Origin of the sequence: Streptomyces sp. WZ.A104 (genome assembly GCF_002382885.1) — a bacterium.
Taxonomy (GTDB): domain Bacteria; phylum Actinomycetota; class Actinomycetes; order Streptomycetales; family Streptomycetaceae; genus Streptomyces.
On sequence record NZ_NWVL01000090.1, the window covers coordinates 1 to 21,522 of the forward strand.

The following is a 21,522-nucleotide window of genomic DNA, read 5'->3' on the forward strand; positions in this document are numbered from 1 at the left end:
TGCGGGGCGGAGGGCGCCGGGGCGGCGGGCTGGAAGGCGGGCGGCAGCGGCGGCAGCGCGCCGCCCTGCGCGGGCGGTGACCACGGCACCGGCGCGGCGGAGGGCTGCGAGGCGTCCGCGCTGGGAACAGGAGCGTCCTGAGGCACGGAGTCCTGAGGCACGGAGTCCTGGGGCACGGAGTCCTGCGGGGCAGCGTCCTGGGGGGCGGTGTCCGCCGCGGCGCCGGGTGCGTCGTCGGAATCCGAGGCATCCGGGGCGACAGAGGTGTCCGTCGAGCCCGTCTCCGGGTCCGTACGCGAGGGAGTCGCGGAACCCGTGTCCGTACCGGTGGCAGAGACATGGGAGTCCGTACCGGAGACAGAGACTTCGGAGTCCGTACCGGAGGCAGAGGCAGAGTCCCCGGCGCCGGCCTTCGCCCCGGTCTCGGCCTCGGTCTCGCCTGCGCCGGCGGCATCGGCGTCAGCCTCGGCGTCGGTCTTCGCTTTCGCCCCGGCCCCGCCCTCGGCGGCGGCCTTGGCGTCGCGCTCCGCGATCTCCCGCCTGAGCGCCGCCGACGAGAACCGCATCGTCGCGCCGCTCTCCACGTCACCGCCGCCGAACGTACCGGGATCACCGGGATCACCGGACTCCTCGGCCGAGGCGGCCGGACCCACGGAGCTCGCCTGCGCGGGGGGCGTCTCCGGTGCTACGGGGGCCGCCGGGGCGGCGGGCTCGACAGGGGCGGGGGGTGCGGCCGCCCAGTTGGGGTCGAAGCCGCCGTGGGGAGGCAGGCCGGGCGCCGACACGGGTGCCCCGTTCGGCGGCGGAGGCGGCGCCAGGTGCGATCCCGCTCCCCCCGACGAGTCCCCCGCCGCGTTCTGCGTGTACCAGGCGGGAGGGGTGTAGTCGATGGTGAACTCACCCGTCATCTCGGCGGGATCCGCGTCGGACGACTCGTCGACGGGCGTGTTCCATCCGCCGCGGATCTCGTCCCGATCGCCGTTCACTTTGCCTCCTGATGTGGTCGAGCACCCTTGTGCCGTGGTGGGTGGGGGCGACCGTTCCCGATGTCCGGTCCGCCCGGCTCTCCCCCTTGCGACGCGCATCACCTGCTCGCAGGTTCTCTGCCGCGCCCCCACCCACCCTAATCGCCATCGGGGGAACTCAGGCAGGGCGTATCGCACGTCAAAGGCCGCCCCGAAGACCAGGTGTCGCTTCTCGGCTGAACCAAGTGCGACAGGAGGAGTGCCGGCGAGGCGGTCAATTCAGTTCATGTGCGGACATCGTTCGTCCGTTGTGTGCCCGTATGAAGGGGGGGCGCGTTACGGCAGCCCATCGCGGCGGCCCGTGCGGCGCCCCCTTCGTGGGCGTCGTGCGCCTACGGCGCGCCTACGTGAGGTCGAACTCACCGTCGCGCGCACCCAGGACGAACGCCGTCCACTCCGCCTCCGTGTACCGCAGAACGGTGTCCGGGTCCAGGGAGGAGCGCATGGCGACCGCACCGCCCGGCAGATGCGCGATCTCGACCCGCTCCTCGGCGTCCTCGGTGCCGGGTGCGCTGAGCCACTTCACATCCGAGATGTCGAGAGCGTAGAGCTCGTCCTTTTCCTGCTGAGTGCCCATGACGACGTCCCTTCGGTCGAACGGTTTCCTTGCGTGATCCATGGTCCCTGGCGAGAGGAGCGTCCGTGGCCCGAACGGGCCAGGAATCAGTCCATCCGGCGAGCGTCGCCCAGCAGACCCGTCTCGGCGTCCGTACCGCTCGTCATCACCCAGTGGCGCTCGCGGCCCGCCACCCAGAGCGTGACGCCGTCCGCGAGGGTGGGGAGCGCCTCGTACTCGGCCCGCGTGAGCCCCAAGATCCGGCCGATCTGCTCGGCCTCGGCGGGCGACACCCGCTGGATGCCCACCAAGGCCGACGCACGCATCAACCGCGGTGCGACGGGGCTCAGATAGGGGAGCAGGGTCAGCACGGACTGCCAGGGCGAGGACACCACCCGGCCGCGTGGTGGCCGCATGCCGCAGTCCCGCACCACGACCACCGGGCTGCCCACGGTCGCGCCCGTCGGCGGAACGCGGCCCACGTCGTACAGGGACACGCACTCCAGCCCGGCGCCCGCCGCCTGGGCGAGCGTCGTCCAGGCCTGGACCCGCCCGGTCTCGACCGCCACCCGCGCACCGGTGCCCGCCGCGCGCAACGCCAGCACCTGCGCGGTCCACAGGCCGCCGATCAGCGTGACGTCGTACGGAACGGGGCGGTGGAAGCCGATCAGCTGCGGGCGCCCGTCCGCGTCGTTGCCGATGATCACGCCGTCGTCACCGACCGGCAGGGACAGAGCGCCGAGGTGGTCGGCGGCCACGGTGTGGCCCGCATGGCGGGGGCCGCGCAGCCCGCGCCGGGGCTCGGTCCTTCTGCTCACTGCGCGCCTCCCAGCGGGAGCGTGGCCAGGGCGCCCGGCAGCTGCTCGCGGTCCAGCCGTGCCAGGCCCACCTTGGCGTGCCGGGCGGCCTGCTCCAAAGTCCTTCGCACGCTCACCAGTTCCGTGTCCGAACCACCGGTGACCCGCACATGACCGGCCACGCTCGTCGAGCCCTGCCGCGCCCCGCGCCGCACGGTCAGACTGAACGTAGTCGCGTAGGCGGGCACCGAGGTCAGCAGCGCGACCAGCTGCGGCAGCGGCGTCGCACCACGGCCCAGCTCGGGCCAGCGGTCCACCGCGTACGTGGTGTGCCACCGGTCGTCGCACCGCCAGACCCGAGAGGTCTCCGTCGTACGGCGCTGCGGCGCGGCGTCAGGCCGGCCCGCCCGGCCCGACAGGATGGGGTTGGCGCATGCGGAAGTGGCCACGGCGGAGTTCAGCTCGTCCTGGTCGAGTACCGCGGCCCGGAAGCCGGCGCCCGTGATCCGGCTCGCCACATGGTCCGCGACCCGCACCAGACAGCGCTGCGCGCCGTCCATCCCGCCGCCGCGCGCCTCGATCGCCTCGCGGCACAGCTCCGGATCCAGCTTCACCGCCACCCACGTCAGGCGCAGAGCGGGCGCACCGGTCTGGTCCTGAAGCGGCGCGTACGAGAGCCGGGCCACCGACTGCCGCGGCAGATGCGGGGCCGGTGCGCACCGCACCTGCTGCACCAACTGGGCGGACTCCAGGACGATGTCGTCCACCTGGAGCGCGTCGCCCAGTAGCGACAGCGGGAGCGACCGTGCGCCGAACGCGGGCCGGAGCGACTCGCCGCTCGCCTGCACGCGCACCACGGCGGTCAGGAACGTACCGTCACCGAGCATGCCCACCGTCCGGTGGGCGCGGTCCACATGGACCTGCGGGCCGAATCCGGGAACGTTCTCCGCCACCGGGGCGAGCATCGGCTCCCCGTCCGAGGGCGGCGCGGCGGCGGCCCGCCGCCGGGCCCGGAGCGCGAGAGCGGTCGACAGCCAGTCCTGGAGCGCGCGGCCCCGACGGCGTACCACCGCGAGGGCGAACAGCAGACAGACGAGCACGAGAGCGGGCACCAGCCACGCCCCGCCGAGCGCGGCGCCCACGGCGGCCACCCCGAGAGCCGCCTCGATGATGACCAGCTGCCGCAGCACGGGACGTACCCGGCCGGTCCGCGAGATCGAGCGGAGCGTCGTCGCGGCGGGCGCGTTCTGCGCGGGGGCGGCGGAGGGCGGGGCGGCGGGCGTCGGGGAGGGTTCGTTGCGGCGTTGCCTCCGGGAACTGCCGGAGGCTCTACGGCTGGCTCGCCCGGCACGCTCGCGCGTAGCTGCACCCATTGCCGCGTTGCCCCCCTCGTGTCCGTATTCACCGTTTTTTGCACGGGTGTTGATCGGGTCGTCACCCTACCTGAGCACTGGCGGCGGAGCTCCAGCAGGCATAGTAGGGCCCGGTACGGCATCGGGGGCCGACGGTGCGTGTGGGACCCTGGTCGATCACTGGGGAGAAGAGGCAGCGGACACATGGCATCACGGCGGGATGAGCTCAACGCCTACACCTTCGCGAAGCGGAGGTTGATCGCACAGTTCCTGCAACCCAACCCGACCGGTTCCGAGGAAGGCGCCCCGAAGCCGCTGCGCGCGGTGCTGCCCGGAGCCATCATCGCCGTCGTGATTCTCGCCGCCTTCGGCGCCTGGGGCATGTTCAAGCCGGTGGCCCCCCAGAAGTGGGACACCCCCAAGGAACACGTCATCATCGCCAGCAAGTCCACCACCCGGTATGTGGTGTTGACGACCGACGGCAAGAAGCAGCTGCACCCCGTACTGAACATGGCCTCCGCCAAGCTCCTCCTCGCCCCGGACAAGGGCACGGTCATCAACGTCGACGAGTCGGTCCTGGACAGCGGCGAGATCCCGCACGGAGCGACCCTCGGCATCCCGTACGCCCCCGACCGGCTGCCCGACTCCAAGGTGGCGGGCACGGCCAAGCGCTGGGCGGTCTGCGAACGGCCCGGTGAGGGCGGCCGGGCCATCCAGAAGGCGGCCTTCATCTTCGCCGAGCGCGAGGAGAACAAGACCGAGGGGAAGAACCGCCTGCGTGGTGGTGAACTGATGTACGTCGAGGGACCGGACCGGACCCGCTACATCGTGGACGCCGAGGGCAAGGCCTACCCCGTCAAGAAGGACGAACTGCTCCTGCGCACCCTGGTCGGCCAGAACGCCAAGCCCCAGCGGGTCTCGGCCTCCTGGCTGGCAACGCTCCACACCGGCGACCCGATCACCTTCCCGACCGTGGACGGACGGCCGGGCGACCCCGCCGACGCCCCCGGGAGCCTGGGCACGCGGACGAACCGGGTCGGCATGGTCCTGGCCGCCACGGCGGGAACCAGGACCCAGCAGTACGTCGTCCTGCCGGGCAGGGTCGCGCCGGTCTCGGACTTCACCGCCAAGCTCCTGCTCAGCAGCCGCCAACTGGTCTCCCTCAAGCAGGCGGGCAACGCGCAGCCGGTGAGCGCGGCCGAGCTCGAACCGGGCGCCCCGTTCGGCCAGGGCAAGGACTGGCCGGTCAGCGAGCCCGAACCCGTCAACTCCCCGAACGTCAAGAAGGGCAGCCGTAACACGGTGTGCAACGTGCTGCGCGGAGTCGACGCGGACAACGGCGCCACCACGCTCAGCACCTGGGTGGGTACGAGCTTCCCCGCGACGCTCCCCACCGGTTCCAGCAGCGCCTACGTCACCCCCGGATCGGGCGAGTTCTTCCGGCAGTTCAAGGGGTCGACGACGGACGCCGGTTTCCTGTTCCTCGTCACCGACACCGGGCTGCGCTACGCGATGCAGTCCAACAGCGACAGCGGCCAGGACGCCTCCGGCATCGGTGAACCCAGCTCGAAGGAGGAGCGGGAGGAGCAGCAGGCGGAGGCTCAGAGGGCCCAGAACCGGCTCGGCTACAAGGACGTCGACCCGACCCCCGTACCGGCGGCCTGGTCCGAACTCCTGCCGACCGGACCCCGCCTCTCCACCGGCGCCGCCAGCCAGCCGCAGGGTTCGTGAGGAGGGGCACGGACGTGGAGACGCACCCCGTACATACGGAGACGCCTGCCGTGCTCCAGGAGACGCCTGCCGTGCCCGAGGGGACGCACCCCGCGCGGAGGGAGACGCTTCCCGCGCCAAGGGAGACGTTCCCCGCCCGCCGCATCCTGACAGCCGTGGCGGCCGCAGCGGTCCTCCTCGTCACCCTGCCGGTGGTTCCGGCGGCCGCGGCCGACACGACCCGGTGCACCTTCCCCTCGAAGAAGTACCCGGGCCGCCCCTGGGCGCTGCAACGCGTCCTGCTGGACGAGCTGTGGAAGCAGTCCACCGGCAAGGGCGTTCGCGTCGCGGTAATCGACACCGGCGTCGACGTCAAGAACGAACAGCTCAAGCCCGCCGTGGACGTTCGGGCGGGCCGCAACTTCCTGCCGAAGGACCTCAAGGACGAGGACGGCAGGAAGATCGAACGCGGCAAGGAGAACGGCACCACGGACAGGGTCGGCCACGGCACCAAGGTCGCCGGCATCATCGCCGCGCGCCAGGCGAAGGGCACGGGCTTCACCGGCCTGGCCCCCGACGCGGTCATCATCCCGCTCCAGCAGAACGACGCCGAGGGCAACGGCACGACCAAGACCCTTGCCGACGCCATCCGCTACGCCACCGGGACGGCGAAGGCGGACATCATCAACATCTCGCAGGACACCGCCGACGCCGTGAAGCCGTCGGAAGACCTGAGGCAGGCGGTGAACGCCGCCCTCGCTCAGGACATCGTGGTCGTCGCCTCGGCGGGCAACGACGGACTCGGCGGCAAGGTGAAGGAGACCTACCCGGCGTCCTTCGACGGTGTTCTCGCCGTGGCCTCCTCGGACCGGAACAACGAACGGGCACCCTTCTCCCAGTCCGGCGAATTCGTGGGCGTCGCCGCGCCCGGCGTGGACATGGTCTCCACGGTCCCCGGCGGCGGACACTGCGCCGACCACGGCACCAGCTTCTCCGCCCCCTACGTCGCCGGAGTCGCCGCGTTGATCAGGGCGAAGCACCCCGACTGGACGCAGAAGCAGATCGTCGCGCAGATCCAGCAGACGGCGGAACGCTCGGTCGCGGGCCATGACCGGCTGGTCGGCTGGGGTGTGGTCGACCCGGTTCGCGCGCTGACCGAGGACGACAAGCCGATCGACCGCCCGGTGGCACACGAGGGCGTGAGCAAGGGCAAAGCCCCCACACCCGCCGAACTCCACCTGGGCGAAACGGCCGACGAACGAAACGCGCGTCTGGCGACGTACGTGGTGGTCGGCGGAGGCGTCCTGGTCGCCGCCATCGCGGGGGCGGCTGTGGCGGTACGCGACAGGCGGCGACGCATGATGCGCCTTCCGGCCAACACGTAGTGACGGGACAGGGGAAGGCGCCGCCATGACACAAGTCACGTGGCCACCAACTCGATTGGCGCTGTCCTACGCAGTGACTACAGTTGTCGGGATGAGATCAGACCGGATCACGCAAGTGCGATAGCAACGCGGGGCCATCTGAGCAAACGGGGATGCGGAACGGGGAGGACGGCATTGTGACCGATCCAGGTGGCGGTGGCGGAACGGGTGACCTCAGGCGCGGAGTGGGCGCGCTGGAGAAGTTCAAGAAGCGCGTCGACGCCCTGCTGGCGGACTTCGAGGGTTCCGCGGCCGGCAAGTCGAAGGTGGCCGACCAGAAGGTGACACGCGCCTCCCTGAGCGGCCAGAACGCCCGCTTCGCCGAGGCGGACGGCCTCTACACCCAGTACAACCGGGTCCACTCCTCCCTCGTCTCGCTCTCCAAGTCGCTCGGCGACCAGATCGAGTACCTGAGCCTGGGCGTGCACGCGGCGGCCGTGGGCTTCGACAACGTCGAGGACGACATCAGGCGGCGCTTCTACGAGATCCAGGCGCGTATGGACCAGGAGCGCGAGAAGGCCGCCAAGCCGGAACCGACACCGACCAACAACGACAAGCAGTCGGACGCCGGGTGGGCAGCGGAGTGAGCGACAAGAAGCAGCAGAACCTGACGCCTGCGGAGCAGCAGAAGCAGGACGAGGGACGCGTCCAGGCCCAACTGACCGTCACGGACATGTCCGAGACGGCCGGCCGGATCATGGAGTCCTTCGGCTTCGGCAACCCCCGCAGCGGAGGCCGTACCTCCTTCGAGGGACACGAGCTCAACGCCATGATCGACCTGGTGGAGAACTCCAACCCGGAACACCTGGAGAGCGCGGGCGAGGCCCTCTGGAAGGCCAGGGACGCCATCCGGAGCGCGGCGAAGGAACTGGGCGACCACATCGACGCGGTCGACTGGCAGGGCGAGTCCGGCGACGCCTTCCGCAAATGGGGCAAGGGCCTGGTCGCCCACGCCACCAGGCTGAGCGACTTCGCGGAAGCCGCAGGCACCCAGATCACCGTCGCAGGCACCGGCCTGGCCTCCGTCCGCAGCGCCATGCCCCCGCGCGACGGCCGCCTGGTACGCAAACGTCCGGACGACATCGAGTTCCCGGCTCGCATCGAGGGCAACCCGGAGTACGAGGCTGCGCTCAAGGTGGAGAAGAACCGCCAGGAGGCGATCAACCAGGTCAACCGGCTGGCGTCGTACTACTCGGTCTCTGAGGAGGTGCTGGCGGGGCAGGAGCCGCCGCGGTTCGAGGAGAGGCTCAAGGTCGACATGCCGAGGCCTGACGCGGGCAGGGGCCCCAGCCCCTCTCCTGAGCCATCGCCCCAGCGCACCGAGATCTCAGGCGGCAGCACGGCACCTACCGCTTCGGGGCGTGCTGTCCTGGGAGAAGCTGAAGCCGTGGCCGCTGGAGATCGCCGCACTCCGGTCGGAGCCGTCGGGTCTGCGTCTGTGCCTGAGAAGAGCATTTCGACAGAGATCAACAGTGTCGTAACCCCGCCAGCCCCGACGACCATTACTAGTGTGGCACCGACGCCCATGCCTACGAGTACGGCAGGGCCGGTCGGAGGACCGACGCCGCCTCCAATGACAGCCTTCGCGAGTCCTGTTCAGGCGAGCTCGCCACGGCCGACTGGGCCCTCAGGCCTACCGCGTTCTGCCAGCCAGCCGGGCCCAGGCAAGGCCCAGGCTATCGGAGGAGTTCCTACCGCGAACGGCCCGGCTGGTAGTGCGGTTGGTCGCCCTGGGACCATGGGAGGTGCGGCTGGCCCCCCGGGGGTGACCGGTGGCCGACCGACAGGCGGTCCGGGCGGCACGTCCGCGGTTGGCGCTCCTCGCACCGGAAGCGGCAACGGCATCGTGGGCGGAACCCCCCAACGAGCTACGTCTGGGCAGGTGCCTGGAGCTGCTGCGGCTCGAGGAGTGTCGCGCGGAACGGTGATCGGTGCTCCAGGAGCGCCTCAAGGTAGGGCCGGTGTATCCGGTGGGCGAGCCGTTCCTGCCACAGGTGCCAATGGAGTCGTCGGTGCTCCCCGCAACGCTTCAGGGCCCGGCGCGAACGCCAAGGGCTTCACGACCGGTGGCGCAGGGCTCGTCCGTGGTCCGGCGGGCGGGCGGAACTCCAGCCGGGACAACGAGGAGAACAAGGGCTCGTCCCGTCCTGACTACCTCACAGAAGACGAAGAAACATGGAACGTCGGTCGGCGCGGAGCAGTGCCGCCGGTGGTCGAGCAGTAGTCCCCCAGGGAAGGTTCGGAAGTCGGGATGACAGCAGGAACGAGCCGGGCCCGGTTGCGTGTGCGCGGCGCACTGGCTCTCGCTGCCTCGTTGAGTGTGGTCCTCGTCGGTACGGCGCAGCCTGCCGCAGCTGCGGATGTGCAGTCGAAGCAGTGGTACCTCAGTGCGATGCAGGCTGAGGACATGTGGAAGGTCACGACAGGTGAGGGCATTAAAGTCGCTGTCATTGACACAGGTGTGAAGTCGTCCACCCCGTCGCTACAAGGACAAGTTCTCGCGGGGGTCGATGCCACTGGTGCTCCGGGGGACGAGACTGACGACTACAACGGACATGGCACGACCATGGCTGAGTTGATCGCTGGCACGGGGAAGGGCGGCGGTCTGAAGGGCCTTGCCCCAGGAGCCCGGATCGTTCCCATGAGGGTCTCGGACACCGATTTCAGGAACAAGCACTCGTCCACTGTGTATAGCTCTGCCGATGCCATCCGTGCCGCCGCAGACAGTGACGCGAAGATCATCAGCATGTCGTTCGGCAGTGAGTTCCCCATGGAGCGCGAGCGTGCGGCCGTTGAATATGCTGGCAGCAAGGGGAAGCTGTTCTTTGCGGCTGTGGGCAACGAGGCGAAAAGGGGAAAGAAGGAGGACTATCCTGCTGCATACCCTGAGGTTGTAGGCGTTGCCTCGGCGGACCGCGCAGGCAAGGTTGCTGAGTACTCTCAATATGGTGCCACCGTGGACATCGCCTCCCCCGGCAACGACATCCCGCGCTGGTGCGACAACTCCTTCCAGCGCTACTGCGACGGCGACGGCGGCACCAGCGCAGCCACCGCCATCGCCTCCGCCTCCGCAGCCCTCGTCTGGTCCGCCAACCCTGACTGGACCGCCAACCAAGTGCTCAACGTCCTCTTCGACACCGCCAGCCGGGACTGGGAGAAGGGCGAGCGCAGCAAGTACCTCGGTCACGGTCTGATCCGCCCCTCGATGAACATCCTCAAGGGCAAGGGAGACCCCGGCGCCCCGGACATCAGCCCGCTCACCAAGGAGAAGACGACCGGCCCTGCCGACTCGTCCGCGCCCGGTGATTCGTCCGCGCCCGACGCCTCCGCCACACCGCAGCCCGCCAAGAACGACGGCAAGAGCGATGAGCAGGTCGCAGCGGCGGAGGAGACCAAGTCCTCCGGCTCCTCGGGCGGCGAAAGCCAGTTGGGCCTGATCATCGGCGTGTCAGCAGGGGCGGCCGTGCTCGCAGGTGTGGCCTACGCCGTGATGCGCAGGCGTCGCACCGCCTGACCGTACGTTCCGCGTGCCCCCGGTCGGCCAGCCCCGCCGGGACCGTACAGAACCAACCGAAAAGGAAAGAGAATCATGGCGGATCAGAAGATCTCCGATGCCACACTCCTGAAGCTGGAGGGCGACCTCACCCTGAAGTTCAACTCGGTGAAGGGGCAGCTCAAGCAGCTCCACGGGACCATCGACAGCCTCGAAGGCAAGTGGAAGGGCATCGGCGCCAACCAGTTCAACGCCAAGCAGGAACAGATCAACCAGCGCATGGTCAGCCTGGCCAAGCAGCTTCTCCGGTTCCAGGAGGCCATCAAGGCCGCGCGTACGATCTCGGGCAACACCGAGGACGAGATTCGACAGGCCCTCCAGGGCGTGGACGTCGTCGATGGCTACTCCAGCAAGGAGACCGAAAGGGCGTCCAGCCTGAACAGCTTCTGACCCTCACTTCTCAGACGACTACAGCGGAGGACCACATGGCGAACAACAACGACGGTACGACGGTTGTCACTTATGCGAGCCTGGATCTCGCGGCCGGTGAGATCGAGCGGCAGAGCAAGCAGCTCGCCCAGGACCTGGACGAGATCAAGACCATGGTCGCGTCGGTCTCGGAGCTGTGGGAGGGCGAGGCGAAGGAGGCGTACCGCTTGTCCCAGGTGAAGTGGAACGAGGACGCGGGGTTCATCCGGGACAACCTCAAGGACATCGCGCAGAAGGTCCGTGAGGCGGCCCCTCTGTACCGCAGCGGCGACAAGCGCTCCGCAGCGAACTTCTGATCTCTGGCAGAGGTCAACGAACAGCACATACACACGTCAGGGTGGGCACGCGCGGGAGGTGCCCACCCTGACGTGTGTCGTGTACGCGGATGCGGACGCAGGTACGGAAGCGCAACGGGTACGCAAGCTGATGCGGACGCAGGTACGGAGACGGAAGGGTAAACAGGTACGGAGACGGAAGGGTAAACAGGTACGGAGACGGAGGGGCAAACAGGTTCGGAAACGGGAAAGCGCACCAACCCCTGCCGCCCTGTCGCTCCGCCCCGCCGCCGCCCTCGCCCTACCCCTCCCCGCCGACAAGCCCCGTCTGCACCAACGGGTTCCCCCGCCGCCGCGTCACGAAGATGCCCCGGCCCGTAGGCATCGGCCGCGCCCGTACGTTGCCGATGATGTCGCCCTCGTTCGGGTCGCCCGACAGCACCACGCCCTGCGCGCCCAGCTCGATCATGCGCTGGAGGAAGGGCTCGTACAGCGCGCGGCTCGCGCCCGCCGTGCTGCGGGCGATGATGAAGCGGACACCCACATCGCGGGCGAACGGCAGCATCTCCGTGATGGGCGCCAGTGGGTTGCCGCTCGACGTGGAGACCAGGTCGAAGTCGTCGATCACGACGTACACCTTGGGGCCCTGCCACCAGCTCTGGTCACGCAGTTCCTGTGCCGTGACATCGGCGGAGGGTGTGCGGCGCTTCATCAGGTCGTGCAGGGCCACCATGTGATGGTCCATGTTGTTGGACATCGGGATGTACTCCGCCAGGTGCGAGGGCGGGGTCACATCCAGCAGCGAACGCCGGTTGTCGATGACGAAGAGCTTGCAGGAGTCCCCGTCGTAGCGCTCGGTCAGCTGCTTGATGATCAACCGCAGCAGGTTGGACTTGCCGGACTCGCTCTCGCCGAACGCCAGGAAGAACGGGTCCTGCTCGAAGTTGAGGAAGACCGGCTCCAGGTTGTTCTCGTCGATGCCGAAGGCGATGCCCCGTTCCGGAACCGCGTACCCCGCCGGAAGCTCGCTCGCCGGGAGCGAACGCGGCAGCAGACGCACCGCAGGTGCGGGTGCCGCCGTCCAGTGCCGGGTGACCTCCAGGTTCATCGCCGCGGTGGCCTCGGAGAGGTCGCTGTCGGAGTTGATGCCGTCGATCCGCGGCACCGCCGCCATGAAGTGCAGCTTCTCCGGGGTCAGGCCGCGGCCCGGTACCCCGGCGGGTACGTTCGCCGCCACCTTGCGGTCCAGTTCGGAGTCCATCACATCGCCGAGCCGCAGCTCCAGGCGGTTCATGAGGTGGTCCTTCAGGCTGGCCCGGACCTCCATGGAACGCGACGCCGTGACGATCAGGTGGATGCCGTAACCGAGTCCGCGGGCCGCGATGTCGGTGGCCGCCGTCTCCAGCCCCTCGTAGTCCGTGCGGAAGCTGCCCCACCCGTCGATGACCAGGAAGACATCACCCCACGGCTGGTCGGTCACCGAGATCTCACCGCGCGCCCGCATCCGGCGGAAGGTGGCGATGGAGTCGATCCCGGCGCTGCGGAAGTACTCCTCGCGTCGCGCCATGATGCCGTACACCTCGGCGACCGTACGGCGCACCCGCTCGGGGTCCAGGCGGGACGCGACGCCGCCGACATGCGGCAGACCCGCGATCGAGGACATACCGCCACCACCGAAGTCGAGTCCGTAGAACTGGACTTCCTCCGGGGTGTGGGTCAGGGCGAAACCGGCGATGAGTGTCCGCAACAGCGTCGACTTGCCGGACTGCGGCCCTCCGGTGATCTGCATGTGACCGGCGGCGCCGGAGAAGTCCCGGTAGAGGGTGTCGCGCCGCTGCTCGAACGGCTTGTCGATCACCCCCAGGGGGACGACCAACCGGCCCGAGCCCTCGAAACCGGGCTGCGTCAGCCCCCGGCCCCGCACCGGAGAGAGCCCCGGCAGCAGCTCGTCCAGCGACGGCGGATTGTCCAGCGGCGGCAGCCACACCTGATGGGCCGAGGCACCGCGCCCCTCCAGCCGGCGCACGATCACATCGAGCACCGTGTCCGCCAGCGCGTCGTCCTCCGCCGCACGCTGCTCCGGTACGCCACCGGGCTGCGGCACGGGCTGAACGTACTGAACCGGCACCGGGGCGGCCGTGAACGGAACGGGCCTGCGGTCCACCGGAAGCGGAGCACCCGGCGCAGCGGCCCGGTTGGCGCCCGAGCGGTACACACCGGAGACGTACGCGGCCTTGAACCGGACCATCTCCTCCGTACCGAACTTCAGCAGCCCGGAGCCGGGAACATTCGGAAGGTGGTACGCGTCGGGCACGCCCAGCGCCGCCCGGGACTCGGCGGCCGAGAAGGTCCGCAGGCCGACCCGGTAGGAGAGATACGTTTCCAGACCGCGCAGCCGCCCCTCCTCCAGGCGCTGCGAGGCCAGCAGCAGATGTACACCCAGGGAACGGCCGATACGGCCGATCTGGACGAACATCTCGATGAAGTCGGGCTTGGCGGTGAGGAGTTCGCTGAACTCGTCGATGACCAGAACGAGCGAGGGAATCGGCTGCAACGGCGCACCCGCCGCGCGTGCCTTCTCGTAGTCGTGGATGTTGGCGTAGTTGCCCGCGTCGCGCAGCATCTCCTGGCGCCGGTTGAGCTCACCGCGGATGGAGTCACCCATACGGTCGACCAGGGTCAGGTCGTCCGCGAGGTTGGTGATCACGGCCGCGACGTGGGGCATCTGCGCCATACCGGCGAAGGTGGCGCCACCCTTGAAGTCGGCGAGGACGAAGTTGAGCGTCTCCGACGTGTGGGTGACGGCGAGGCCGAGCACGAGCGTGCGCAGCAGCTCGGACTTGCCGGAGCCGGTGGCGCCCACGCAGAGGCCGTGCGGGCCCATGCCTTCCTGCGCCGCCTCCTTCAGGTCCAGCATCACCGGGGCGCCGCCCTCGCCCACGCCGATCGGCACCCGCAGCCGTTCGGCCTGGGAGCGCGGGCGCCAGGTCCGGCCGACGTCGATGGAGGCCGCGTCCCCGAGGTTCAGCAGATCGGTGAACTCCAGGTTGGCCAGCAGGGGCTCGTCGTCGTCCCCGCCCGTCGCCATGTGCAGCGGGGCCAGCTGCCGGGCCAGCGCCTCGGCGGCCTCGTAACTCAGCAGGTCGGGAACCCCGTCGTAGACCAGCCCCTGCCCCGACTCCAGCTGCAACGACTTCGGCTGCACCACGATGGACAGGCCCCCGCGGGCCCCGGTGACCTCGCCCGGTACGACCTCGATGACCGTCACACCCTGAAGGCCCTCGGCCGAGGCGAGCACCGACATGGGCGGCACCGACTCCCCGTCCAGGACCACCACGATGTGCGGCTGGTCCACGAGCGGCTGCCCGCCGGGCTGGAAGCGGGGCCTGCCCTCCAGCCGACCCGCCAACAGCTCCTCCAGGGCCAGGGAACTCGTCGTGATGAGCCGCCGGCTCCCGGCGCCGTCCCCCGGCCCGGAGGCCTGCGCGTGCGGGAGCCACTTCGCCCACTCCCACTGCGGTGCCGCCTCCGCGCCCGTCGCGACCGCGATCACCAGGTCCTCGGGGGAGTGCAGGGAGGCCAGCCCGCCGACCACGGAACGCGCCGCCGAGCGCGCGGAATCCGCGTGACCGCTGATCGTCAGGTGGTAGAACGCCCGCAACGAGACGGCCATCGGCAGGCCGTCCACCGTGGAGTGTGTCGCCAGGAACTGCTGCATCGCACCGGCGGCCAGCGGCTCCAGCTCGTCGACGGGCGCCGTCTCGGGGGCGATGAGCGGCGTGGCCAGTTCCTGACCGCCCAGACCGATACGCACCTGCGCGAAGTCCGCGTCACCGGCCCGCCGTTCCCACACCCGGCTGCCCTCGGCCACGAGCGCCCACAGCTGCTCGGGAGAGGGGTGGAGGTAGAACTGCGCGTCGCGCTGCTTGCGCGCGGTCTTGAGCACGGTGCGCCTGGTCTGCGTCAGGTACTTCAGATAGTCGCGGCGCAGATCGGCGAGCTGCCCCTGGGTGCCCCGCCGGTACCGTACGAGCATCGCGATGGCCATGGCGACCGTCGACGCGATCATGATCATGCCCATGATGCGCATGATCGGGTTCGGCGTCATGAAGAAGAAGACGACCGAACCGCCCATGCCCAGCATCGGCAGGAGCTGCATCAGAGCGCCCTCCTGCTGGCCTCGGGGGAGCTCCGGCGGAGGTTGCAACTGCACCTGTTCGACCGGCACTTCGGTGGGCAGGGCCCGCGGTGGGCGCTTGACGACGATCTGGCTCACAGCTCACCAATTCCCTTGCCGGACGGAAGTGTTCCTATCGGCGCCCCCGTGGCGACGGGCCCCATCCGCGGGATGGATCCTACTGGCGTGGCGAGCACCCCATGGCGGTAGGGTGTCGCGATGCGTGTACGCATCCGCTAACTGTCGCGTGAACACGGTCATTCGGGACCGGCGGAAGCGCGCGCGGCAGCAGGCCGGGGCACGCGCGGGCGTGGCAGGAGCCAGGGCAGCGGAAGAAGCGCGGCAGAAGCAGCAGGAACAAGCAGGGGGAGCAGCAGGTGACGATGACGGCCCAAGCGGCAGCCACCGGACCCGGTCGGCAGAGTCACGGGACGCCGTCCGGCGGCGGAACCGGATTCTGCCGGGTCACGGTCGTCGCACCGGACAGCCGTGTCGACGTGGCCCTGCCCGAGGACATCCCCGTAGCCGATCTGTACCCCGAGATCCTCCGGCTGTCCGGACAGAGCCCCACCCCCGGTGCCCCGGTCGGCTACCACCTGGTGCGCCGCGACGGCACCGTCCTCGACAGCGCCCGTACGCTGGCGGGCCACCGCATCCTCGACGGCGAGCTGCTCTCGATGCGGCCGTTCTCCGAGTCGCTGCCCCCCGCGGTCTTCGACGACGTCTCCGACGCCGTCGCCACCGCCGTGGCCAAGGACCGCACGCTCTGGGGCGACGAGCTCATGCGCGGAGCCGGCCTCTTCGGCGGCTCCGTCCTGCTCGCCCTGCTCGGCTTCGTGCTGTGGACTGCCGACCCGCGCCACGACATGCACGGTCTGCCGGGCATCCTCGCGGCGGTCGTCGCCCTGCTCCTCCTCGCCTTCGCCTGCGTCCGCGCCCGGGTGTACGAAGACCGGGGCTCGGCCATCGCGCTGGGCACCGGCGCCCTGGTGAACGCGGCGGTGGCCGGCTCCGGTCTGCTGTCCCTGAGCAGCGGGCAGGGCGTCGGGCAGCTGCAGTTCCTGCTCGGCTGCGCCGCGGTCCTGGTGGTCGCCGTGATCCTGATGATCGTCGCGCCCGGCGGCGACGCTCCGTTCGTCGCGTTCGTCTTCGCGAGCACCGTCGGCCTCCTGGTGACGTTCACCGCGATCCTGACCGGCATCGAGCCGATCGAGGCCGCCGCCGTGTGCTCCCCGCTCGCCGTGGGCGTCCTGGCCTTCCTGCCCGGGCTCTCGACCCGCTTCGCCCGCCTCCCCATCGGATTCGAGCCGCCCCGCACCACGGTCGGCGACTACGGGACGTCCGAACCGGCGCCCCAGGGCCCGGTGGACGCCGAGCGCATCGCCGCCCAGGCGCGGCGCGGCCACGAACTGCTCCTCGGCCTGGTCGGCGGATGCGCCCTGGTCGCCGTGGCGGCCGCCGCGGTGCTGGGATTCTCGGACAACGTCTGGGGCCAGCTGCTCGCCCTGGCCACGGGCGTCGCCATGCTGATGCGCGCCCACCTGTTCCGCTACACGGCCCAGGTCGGCTGCGCGCTCGCGGCGGGCCTCGGCGCCCTTGTCCTCCTCGGCCTGGGGCTGTCCCTCAACCCGCCCACCGCCCTGATGCAGGACGCGCTGAAGGGGGACGGTGCCGCCCTGGACATCCGTACGGTATGGCTCGCCGCCGCCGTCGCGGGCGTCGCCGCCCTGATCACCGCCATCGGCCTGATCGTGCCGCGCAAGGGAGTGACCCCCTTCTGGGGCCGCTTCCTGGAGATCGCCGAGGCGGTCGTTCTGCTGACCCTGCTCCCGCTCTGCCTCGCGGTCTTCGACGTCTACCACTCGATCCGGGCCCTCACCAGCTGATCAGCGGCGGGGCGTGACCCGAACGGCTGGTACTCTGATCAGTGGCCGTTTGTGTACGCGTCCTCGGATCATCCTGGGGACTGCGCTCATCGGACCTTCGCCTCCGAGTCACGGAAGCTCCCCTGAGATCAAGACCAGGGGCACTCGTGGGCGCTTCGAACATCAAGAGGAGTACGCGTGCCGCTCGACGCCGCTACGAAGAAGCAGATCATGTCCGAGTTCGCCCAGAAGGAGGGTGACACCGGATCCCCCGAGGTCCAGGTCGCCATGCTCTCCCGCCGGATCTCGGACCTGACGGAGCACCTCAAGACGCACAAGCACGACCACCACTCCCGTCGTGGTCTGCTGATCCTGGTCGGCCAGCGTCGCCGCCTCCTGCAGTACCTGGCCAAGAAGGACATCCAGCGCTTCCGTGCGCTGGTCGACCGCCTCGGCATCCGCCGCGGTGCGGCCGGCGGCGCCAAGTAAGGACGCTGTGGAGAGGGAGCGGTTCCCGCGGTTCAGGGGACCGCTCCCTTTGCCGTACGTGCACGACCGGTGTCAAGCTCAGTAACCTGGGCGTACGACACCAGAGCAAGTAGGGAGAGGCGCAGCGACGCCGCCGCCGGTCCTCGGTAGTGGCCCCCGGGAAAACGCCCGGGAGCTTCGATCGAAGACCGGCCCGCATCCACGGTGCGCTTCTCCCGCACCGTCCTCCGCCACACGGGCGGCAGGACGAAAGACGACGAGTATGGAGAAATCACTAGTGGAGAACGAGACCCACTACGCCGAGGCCGTTATCGACAACGGAACCTTCGGCACCCGCACCATCCGCTTCGAGACGGGCCGCCTGGCCAAGCAGGCCGCAGGCTCCGCCGTCGCGTACCTGGACGACGACACCATGGTGCTGTCGGCCACCACCGCTTCCAAGCGGCCCAAGGACAACCTCGACTTCTTCCCCCTCACGGTGGACGTCGAGGAGCGGCAGTACGCGGCCGGAAAGATCCCCGGATCCTTCTTCCGCCGCGAGGGCCGCCCCTCCGAGGACGCGATCCTCACCTGCCGTCTGATCGACCGGCCGCTGCGCCCCTCCTTCAGGAAGGGCCTGCGCAACGAGATCCAGATCGTCGAGACGATCATGGCGCTCAACCCCGACCACCTCTACGACGTGGTCGCGATCAACGCCGCCTCCTGCTCCACGCAGCTCGCGGGCCTGCCCTTCTCCGGCCCGATCGGCGCCACCCGCGTCGCCCTGATCAAGGGCCAGTGGGTCGCGTTCCCGACGCACACCGAGCTTGAGGACGCCGTCTTCGACATGGTCGTCGCCGGTCGCGTCCTGGAGGACGGCGACGTCGCGATCATGATGGTCGAGGCCGAGGCCACCGAGAAGACCATCCAGCTCGTCAAGGACGGCGCCGAGGCTCCCACCGAGGAGATCGTCGCCGCCGGTCTGGACGCCGCGAAGCCCTTCATCAAGGCGCTCTGCAAGGCCCAGTCCGACCTGGCCTCCAAGGCCGCCAAGCCGGTCGGCGAGTTCCCGGTCTTCCTGGACTACCAGGACGACGTCTTCGAGGCGCTCGCCACCGCCGTCACCTCCGAGCTGGCCCAGGCGCTCACCATCGCGGGCAAGCAGGACCGCGAGGCCGAGCTGGACCGCGTCAAGGAGATCGCCGCGGAGAAGCTGCTCCCGGCCTTCGAGGGCCGCGAGAAGGAGATCTCCGCCGCGTACCGCGCGCTGACCAAGAAGCTGGTCCGCGAGCGCGTCATCAAGGACAAGGTCCGCATCGACGGCCGTGGCGTCACGGACATCCGTACGCTCGCCGCCGAGGTCGAGGCCATCCCGCGCGTGCACGGCTCGGCGCTGTTCGAGCGTGGCGAGACCCAGATCCTGGGCGTCACCACCCTCAACATGCTCCGGATGGAGCAGCAGCTGGACACCCTTTCTCCGGTGACCCGCAAGCGCTACATGCACAACTACAACTTCCCGCCGTACTCCGTCGGTGAGACCGGCCGCGTGGGCTCGCCCAAGCGCCGCGAGATCGGCCACGGAGCGCTCGCCGAGCGCGCCATCGTGCCGGTCCTCCCGACGCGTGAGGAGTTCCCCTACGCGATCCGCCAGGTCTCCGAGGCGCTGGGCTCCAACGGCTCGACGTCCATGGGCTCGGTCTGCGCCTCCACCATGTCGCTGCTGAACGCCGGTGTGCCCCTCAAGGCCGCCGTCGCCGGTATCGCCATGGGCCTGATCTCGCAGGAGATCGACGGCAAGACGCACTACGTCGCCCTCACCGACATCCTCGGTGCGGAGGACGCCTTCGGCGACATGGACTTCAAGGTCGCCGGTACGAAGCAGTTCGTGACCGCGCTCCAGCTCGACACCAAGCTCGACGGCATCCCCGCCTCGGTCCTGGCAGCGGCGCTGAAGCAGGCCCGTGACGCGCGTCTGCACATCCTGGACGTCATGAACGAGGCCATCGACGTCCCGGACGAGATGTCCCCGAACGCCCCCCGGATCATCACCGTCAAGATCCCGGTGGACAAGATCGGTGAGGTCATCGGCCCCAAGGGCAAGATGATCAACCAGATCCAGGAGGACACCGGCGCCGACATCACGATCGAGGACGACGGCACCATCTACATCGGTGCCCAGCAGGGTTCGCAGGCCGAGGCCGCCCGCGCCACGATCAACGCGATCGCCAACCCGACCATGCCGGAGGTCGGCGAGCGCTACCTGGGCACGGTCGTCAAGACGACCACCTTCGGTGCGTTCGTCTCGCTCATGCCGGGCAAGGACGGTCTGCTGCACATCTCGCAGATCCGCAAGCTCGCCGGCGGCAAGCGCGTGGAGAACGTCGAGGACGTGCTCGGCGTCGGCGCCAAGGTCCAGGTCGAGATCGCCGAGATCGACTCCCGCGGCAAGCTCTCCCTCATCCCGGTCGTCGAGGGCGAAGAGGCCGACGAGAAGAAGGACGACACCGACAAGTGACGTCCCGTAGTTCCGCGACGACGGCCCGTGCCTCCTTCGAGGCGCGGGCCGTCGCCCGTACCCAAACGCTTCTCAAGGGCAAGGACGGCATCGGCACCGTCCGCCGCACCGTCCTCCCCGGCGGTCTGCGGATCGTCACCGAGACCCTGCCCTCCGTCCGGTCCGCCACCTTCGGCATCTGGGCCAACGTCGGATCACGCGACGAGACGCCCACCCTGAACGGCGCGACCCACTACCTCGAACACCTCCTCTTCAAGGGCACCGCCAAGCGCACCGCCCTCGACATCTCCTCCGCGATCGACGCGGTCGGCGGCGAGATGAACGCCTTCACGGCGAAGGAGTACACCTGCTACTACGCGCGGGTCCTGGACACCGACCTGCCGCTGGCCATCGACGTCGTCTGCGACATGCTGACCGGCTCGCTGATCGCCTCCGAGGACGTCGACGCCGAGCGCGGCGTCATTCTCGAAGAGATCGCGATGACCGAGGACGACCCGGGCGACTGCGTGCACGACCTGTTCGCGCACACCATGCTCGGCGACACCCCCCTCGGCCGCCCGGTCCTCGGCACCGTCGACACGATCAACGCGCTCAGCCGCGGCCAGATCGCCCGCTTCTACAAGAAGCACTACGACCCCACGCACCTGGTCGTCGCCGCCGCCGGCAACGTCGACCACGCCACGGTCGTACGCCAGGTCCGCCGCGCCTTCGAGCGCGCCGGGGCCCTCTCCCGTACGGATGCCGTCCCGATGGCGCCCCGCGAGGGCTCCCGCACCCTGCGCACCGCGGGCAAGGTGGAGCTGCTGAACCGCAAGACCGAGCAGGCCCATGTGGTCCTCGGGATGCCCGGCCTCGCCCGCACCGACGACCGTCGCTGGGCACTCGGCGTCCTCAACACCGCCCTCGGCGGCGGTATGAGCTCGCGACTCTTCCAGGAGGTCCGGGAGAAGCGCGGCCTGGCCTACAGCGTGTACTCCTACACCTCGGGCTTCGCCGACTGCGGCCTCTTCGGCGTCTACGCGGGATGCCGGCCCAGCCAGGTCCACGACGTCCTGAAGATCTGCCGCGACGAACTGGACCGGGTCGCCACCCACGGCCTGGACGACGACGAGGTCGCCCGCGCCATCGGCCAGCTCTCCGGCTCCACCGTCCTCGGCCTGGAGGACACCGGCGCGCTGATGAACCGTATCGGCAAGAGCGAGCTGTGCTGGGGCGAGCAGATGTCCGTCGACGACATGCTCGCGCGCATCGCGGAGGTCACCCCCGACGACGTACGGGAGGTGGCGGGCGAGCTCCTCACCCGGCGCCCCTCGCTCTCGGTCATCGGCCCGCTCAAGGACAAGCAGGCGGACCGCCTCCACGAAGCGGTCTCCTAA

At 69.7% G+C, this 21,522-nt stretch carries 15 protein-coding genes; 10 read left to right on the forward strand and 5 right to left on the reverse strand.

Annotation, left to right across the window (positions count from 1 at the left end; all coding sequences use genetic code 11):
* The 4 genes from CIB93_RS32415 to eccE all read right to left on the reverse strand — a co-directional run.
* The coding region (locus CIB93_RS32415; protein WP_257002462.1) for an SCO5717 family growth-regulating ATPase at positions 1-986 on the reverse strand (986 nt) is incomplete at its 3' end.
* Between the two features lie 382 nt (positions 987-1,368).
* Positions 1,369-1,602: a DUF397 domain-containing protein gene (locus CIB93_RS32420; protein ID WP_096632122.1), complete on the reverse strand. Its 234-nt coding sequence runs from the start codon at positions 1,600-1,602 to the stop codon at positions 1,369-1,371.
* A gap of 86 nt (positions 1,603-1,688) precedes the next feature.
* Positions 1,689-2,399 carry a hypothetical protein gene (locus CIB93_RS32425; RefSeq protein ID WP_096632124.1) on the reverse strand — a complete coding sequence of 237 codons (711 nt, stop codon included), beginning with the start codon at positions 2,397-2,399 and terminating at the stop codon, positions 1,689-1,691.
* Positions 2,396-3,751 carry a type VII secretion protein EccE gene (gene eccE, locus CIB93_RS32430; RefSeq protein WP_096632126.1) on the reverse strand — a complete coding sequence of 452 codons (1,356 nt, stop codon included), beginning with the start codon at positions 3,749-3,751 and terminating at the stop codon, positions 2,396-2,398. The genes CIB93_RS32425 and eccE overlap by 4 nt, the downstream gene beginning before the upstream one ends.
* Before the next feature lie 183 nt (positions 3,752-3,934).
* Between eccE and eccB the strand changes: the two genes are divergently transcribed.
* The 6 genes from eccB to CIB93_RS32465 all read left to right on the forward strand — a co-directional run bounded on the left by eccB (position 3,935) and on the right by CIB93_RS32465 (position 11,142).
* Positions 3,935-5,461, forward strand: coding sequence for a type VII secretion protein EccB (eccB, locus tag CIB93_RS32435; protein ID WP_096632127.1), 1,527 nt, complete (start codon positions 3,935-3,937; stop codon positions 5,459-5,461).
* Between the two features lie 143 nt (positions 5,462-5,604).
* Positions 5,605-6,825: a type VII secretion-associated serine protease mycosin gene (gene mycP / locus CIB93_RS32440; RefSeq protein ID WP_257002463.1), complete on the forward strand. Its 1,221-nt coding sequence runs from the start codon at positions 5,605-5,607 to the stop codon at positions 6,823-6,825.
* 152 nt (positions 6,826-6,977) lie between these two features.
* Complete coding sequence (locus tag CIB93_RS32445; protein WP_096632129.1) at positions 6,978-7,451, forward strand: hypothetical protein; 474 nt, start codon at positions 6,978-6,980, stop codon at positions 7,449-7,451.
* A gap of 1,664 nt (positions 7,452-9,115) precedes the next feature.
* Positions 9,116-10,378 carry a S8 family serine peptidase gene (locus CIB93_RS32455; protein WP_096632132.1) on the forward strand — a complete coding sequence of 421 codons (1,263 nt, stop codon included), beginning with the start codon at positions 9,116-9,118 and terminating at the stop codon, positions 10,376-10,378.
* A 75-nt stretch (positions 10,379-10,453) separates the two neighbouring features.
* Positions 10,454-10,807: a WXG100 family type VII secretion target gene (locus CIB93_RS32460; protein ID WP_096632133.1), complete on the forward strand. Its 354-nt coding sequence runs from the start codon at positions 10,454-10,456 to the stop codon at positions 10,805-10,807.
* A 35-nt stretch (positions 10,808-10,842) separates the two neighbouring features.
* On the forward strand, positions 10,843-11,142 hold the full coding sequence (locus tag CIB93_RS32465; RefSeq protein WP_096632135.1) for a WXG100 family type VII secretion target: 300 nt from the start codon (positions 10,843-10,845) through the stop codon (positions 11,140-11,142).
* Positions 11,143-11,422: 280 nt separating this feature from the next.
* On the opposite strand, the gene eccCa is transcribed toward CIB93_RS32465, so the two are convergent.
* Positions 11,423-15,397, reverse strand: a complete 3,975-nt coding sequence (gene eccCa / locus CIB93_RS32470) for a type VII secretion protein EccCa (RefSeq protein ID WP_096632136.1) — start codon at positions 15,395-15,397, stop codon at positions 11,423-11,425.
* Between the two features lie 284 nt (positions 15,398-15,681).
* On the opposite strand from eccCa, the gene eccD reads away from it, so the two are divergent.
* The 4 genes from eccD (at position 15,682) to CIB93_RS32490 (ending at position 21,522) form a co-directional block, all read left to right on the forward strand.
* On the forward strand, positions 15,682-17,184 hold the full coding sequence (gene eccD / locus CIB93_RS32475) for a type VII secretion integral membrane protein EccD (RefSeq protein ID WP_096632153.1): 1,503 nt from the start codon (positions 15,682-15,684) through the stop codon (positions 17,182-17,184).
* A gap of 177 nt (positions 17,185-17,361) precedes the next feature.
* Positions 17,362-17,652, forward strand: coding sequence for a 30S ribosomal protein S15 (gene rpsO, locus CIB93_RS32480; RefSeq protein ID WP_003965855.1), 291 nt, complete (start codon positions 17,362-17,364; stop codon positions 17,650-17,652).
* Between the two features lie 277 nt (positions 17,653-17,929).
* Entirely contained in the window at positions 17,930-20,146 is a 2,217-nt protein-coding gene (locus CIB93_RS32485; RefSeq protein WP_096632138.1) for a polyribonucleotide nucleotidyltransferase, read from the forward strand.
* On the forward strand, positions 20,143-21,522 hold the full coding sequence (locus CIB93_RS32490) for a pitrilysin family protein (RefSeq protein WP_096632139.1): 1,380 nt from the start codon (positions 20,143-20,145) through the stop codon (positions 21,520-21,522). The genes CIB93_RS32485 and CIB93_RS32490 overlap by 4 nt, the downstream gene beginning before the upstream one ends.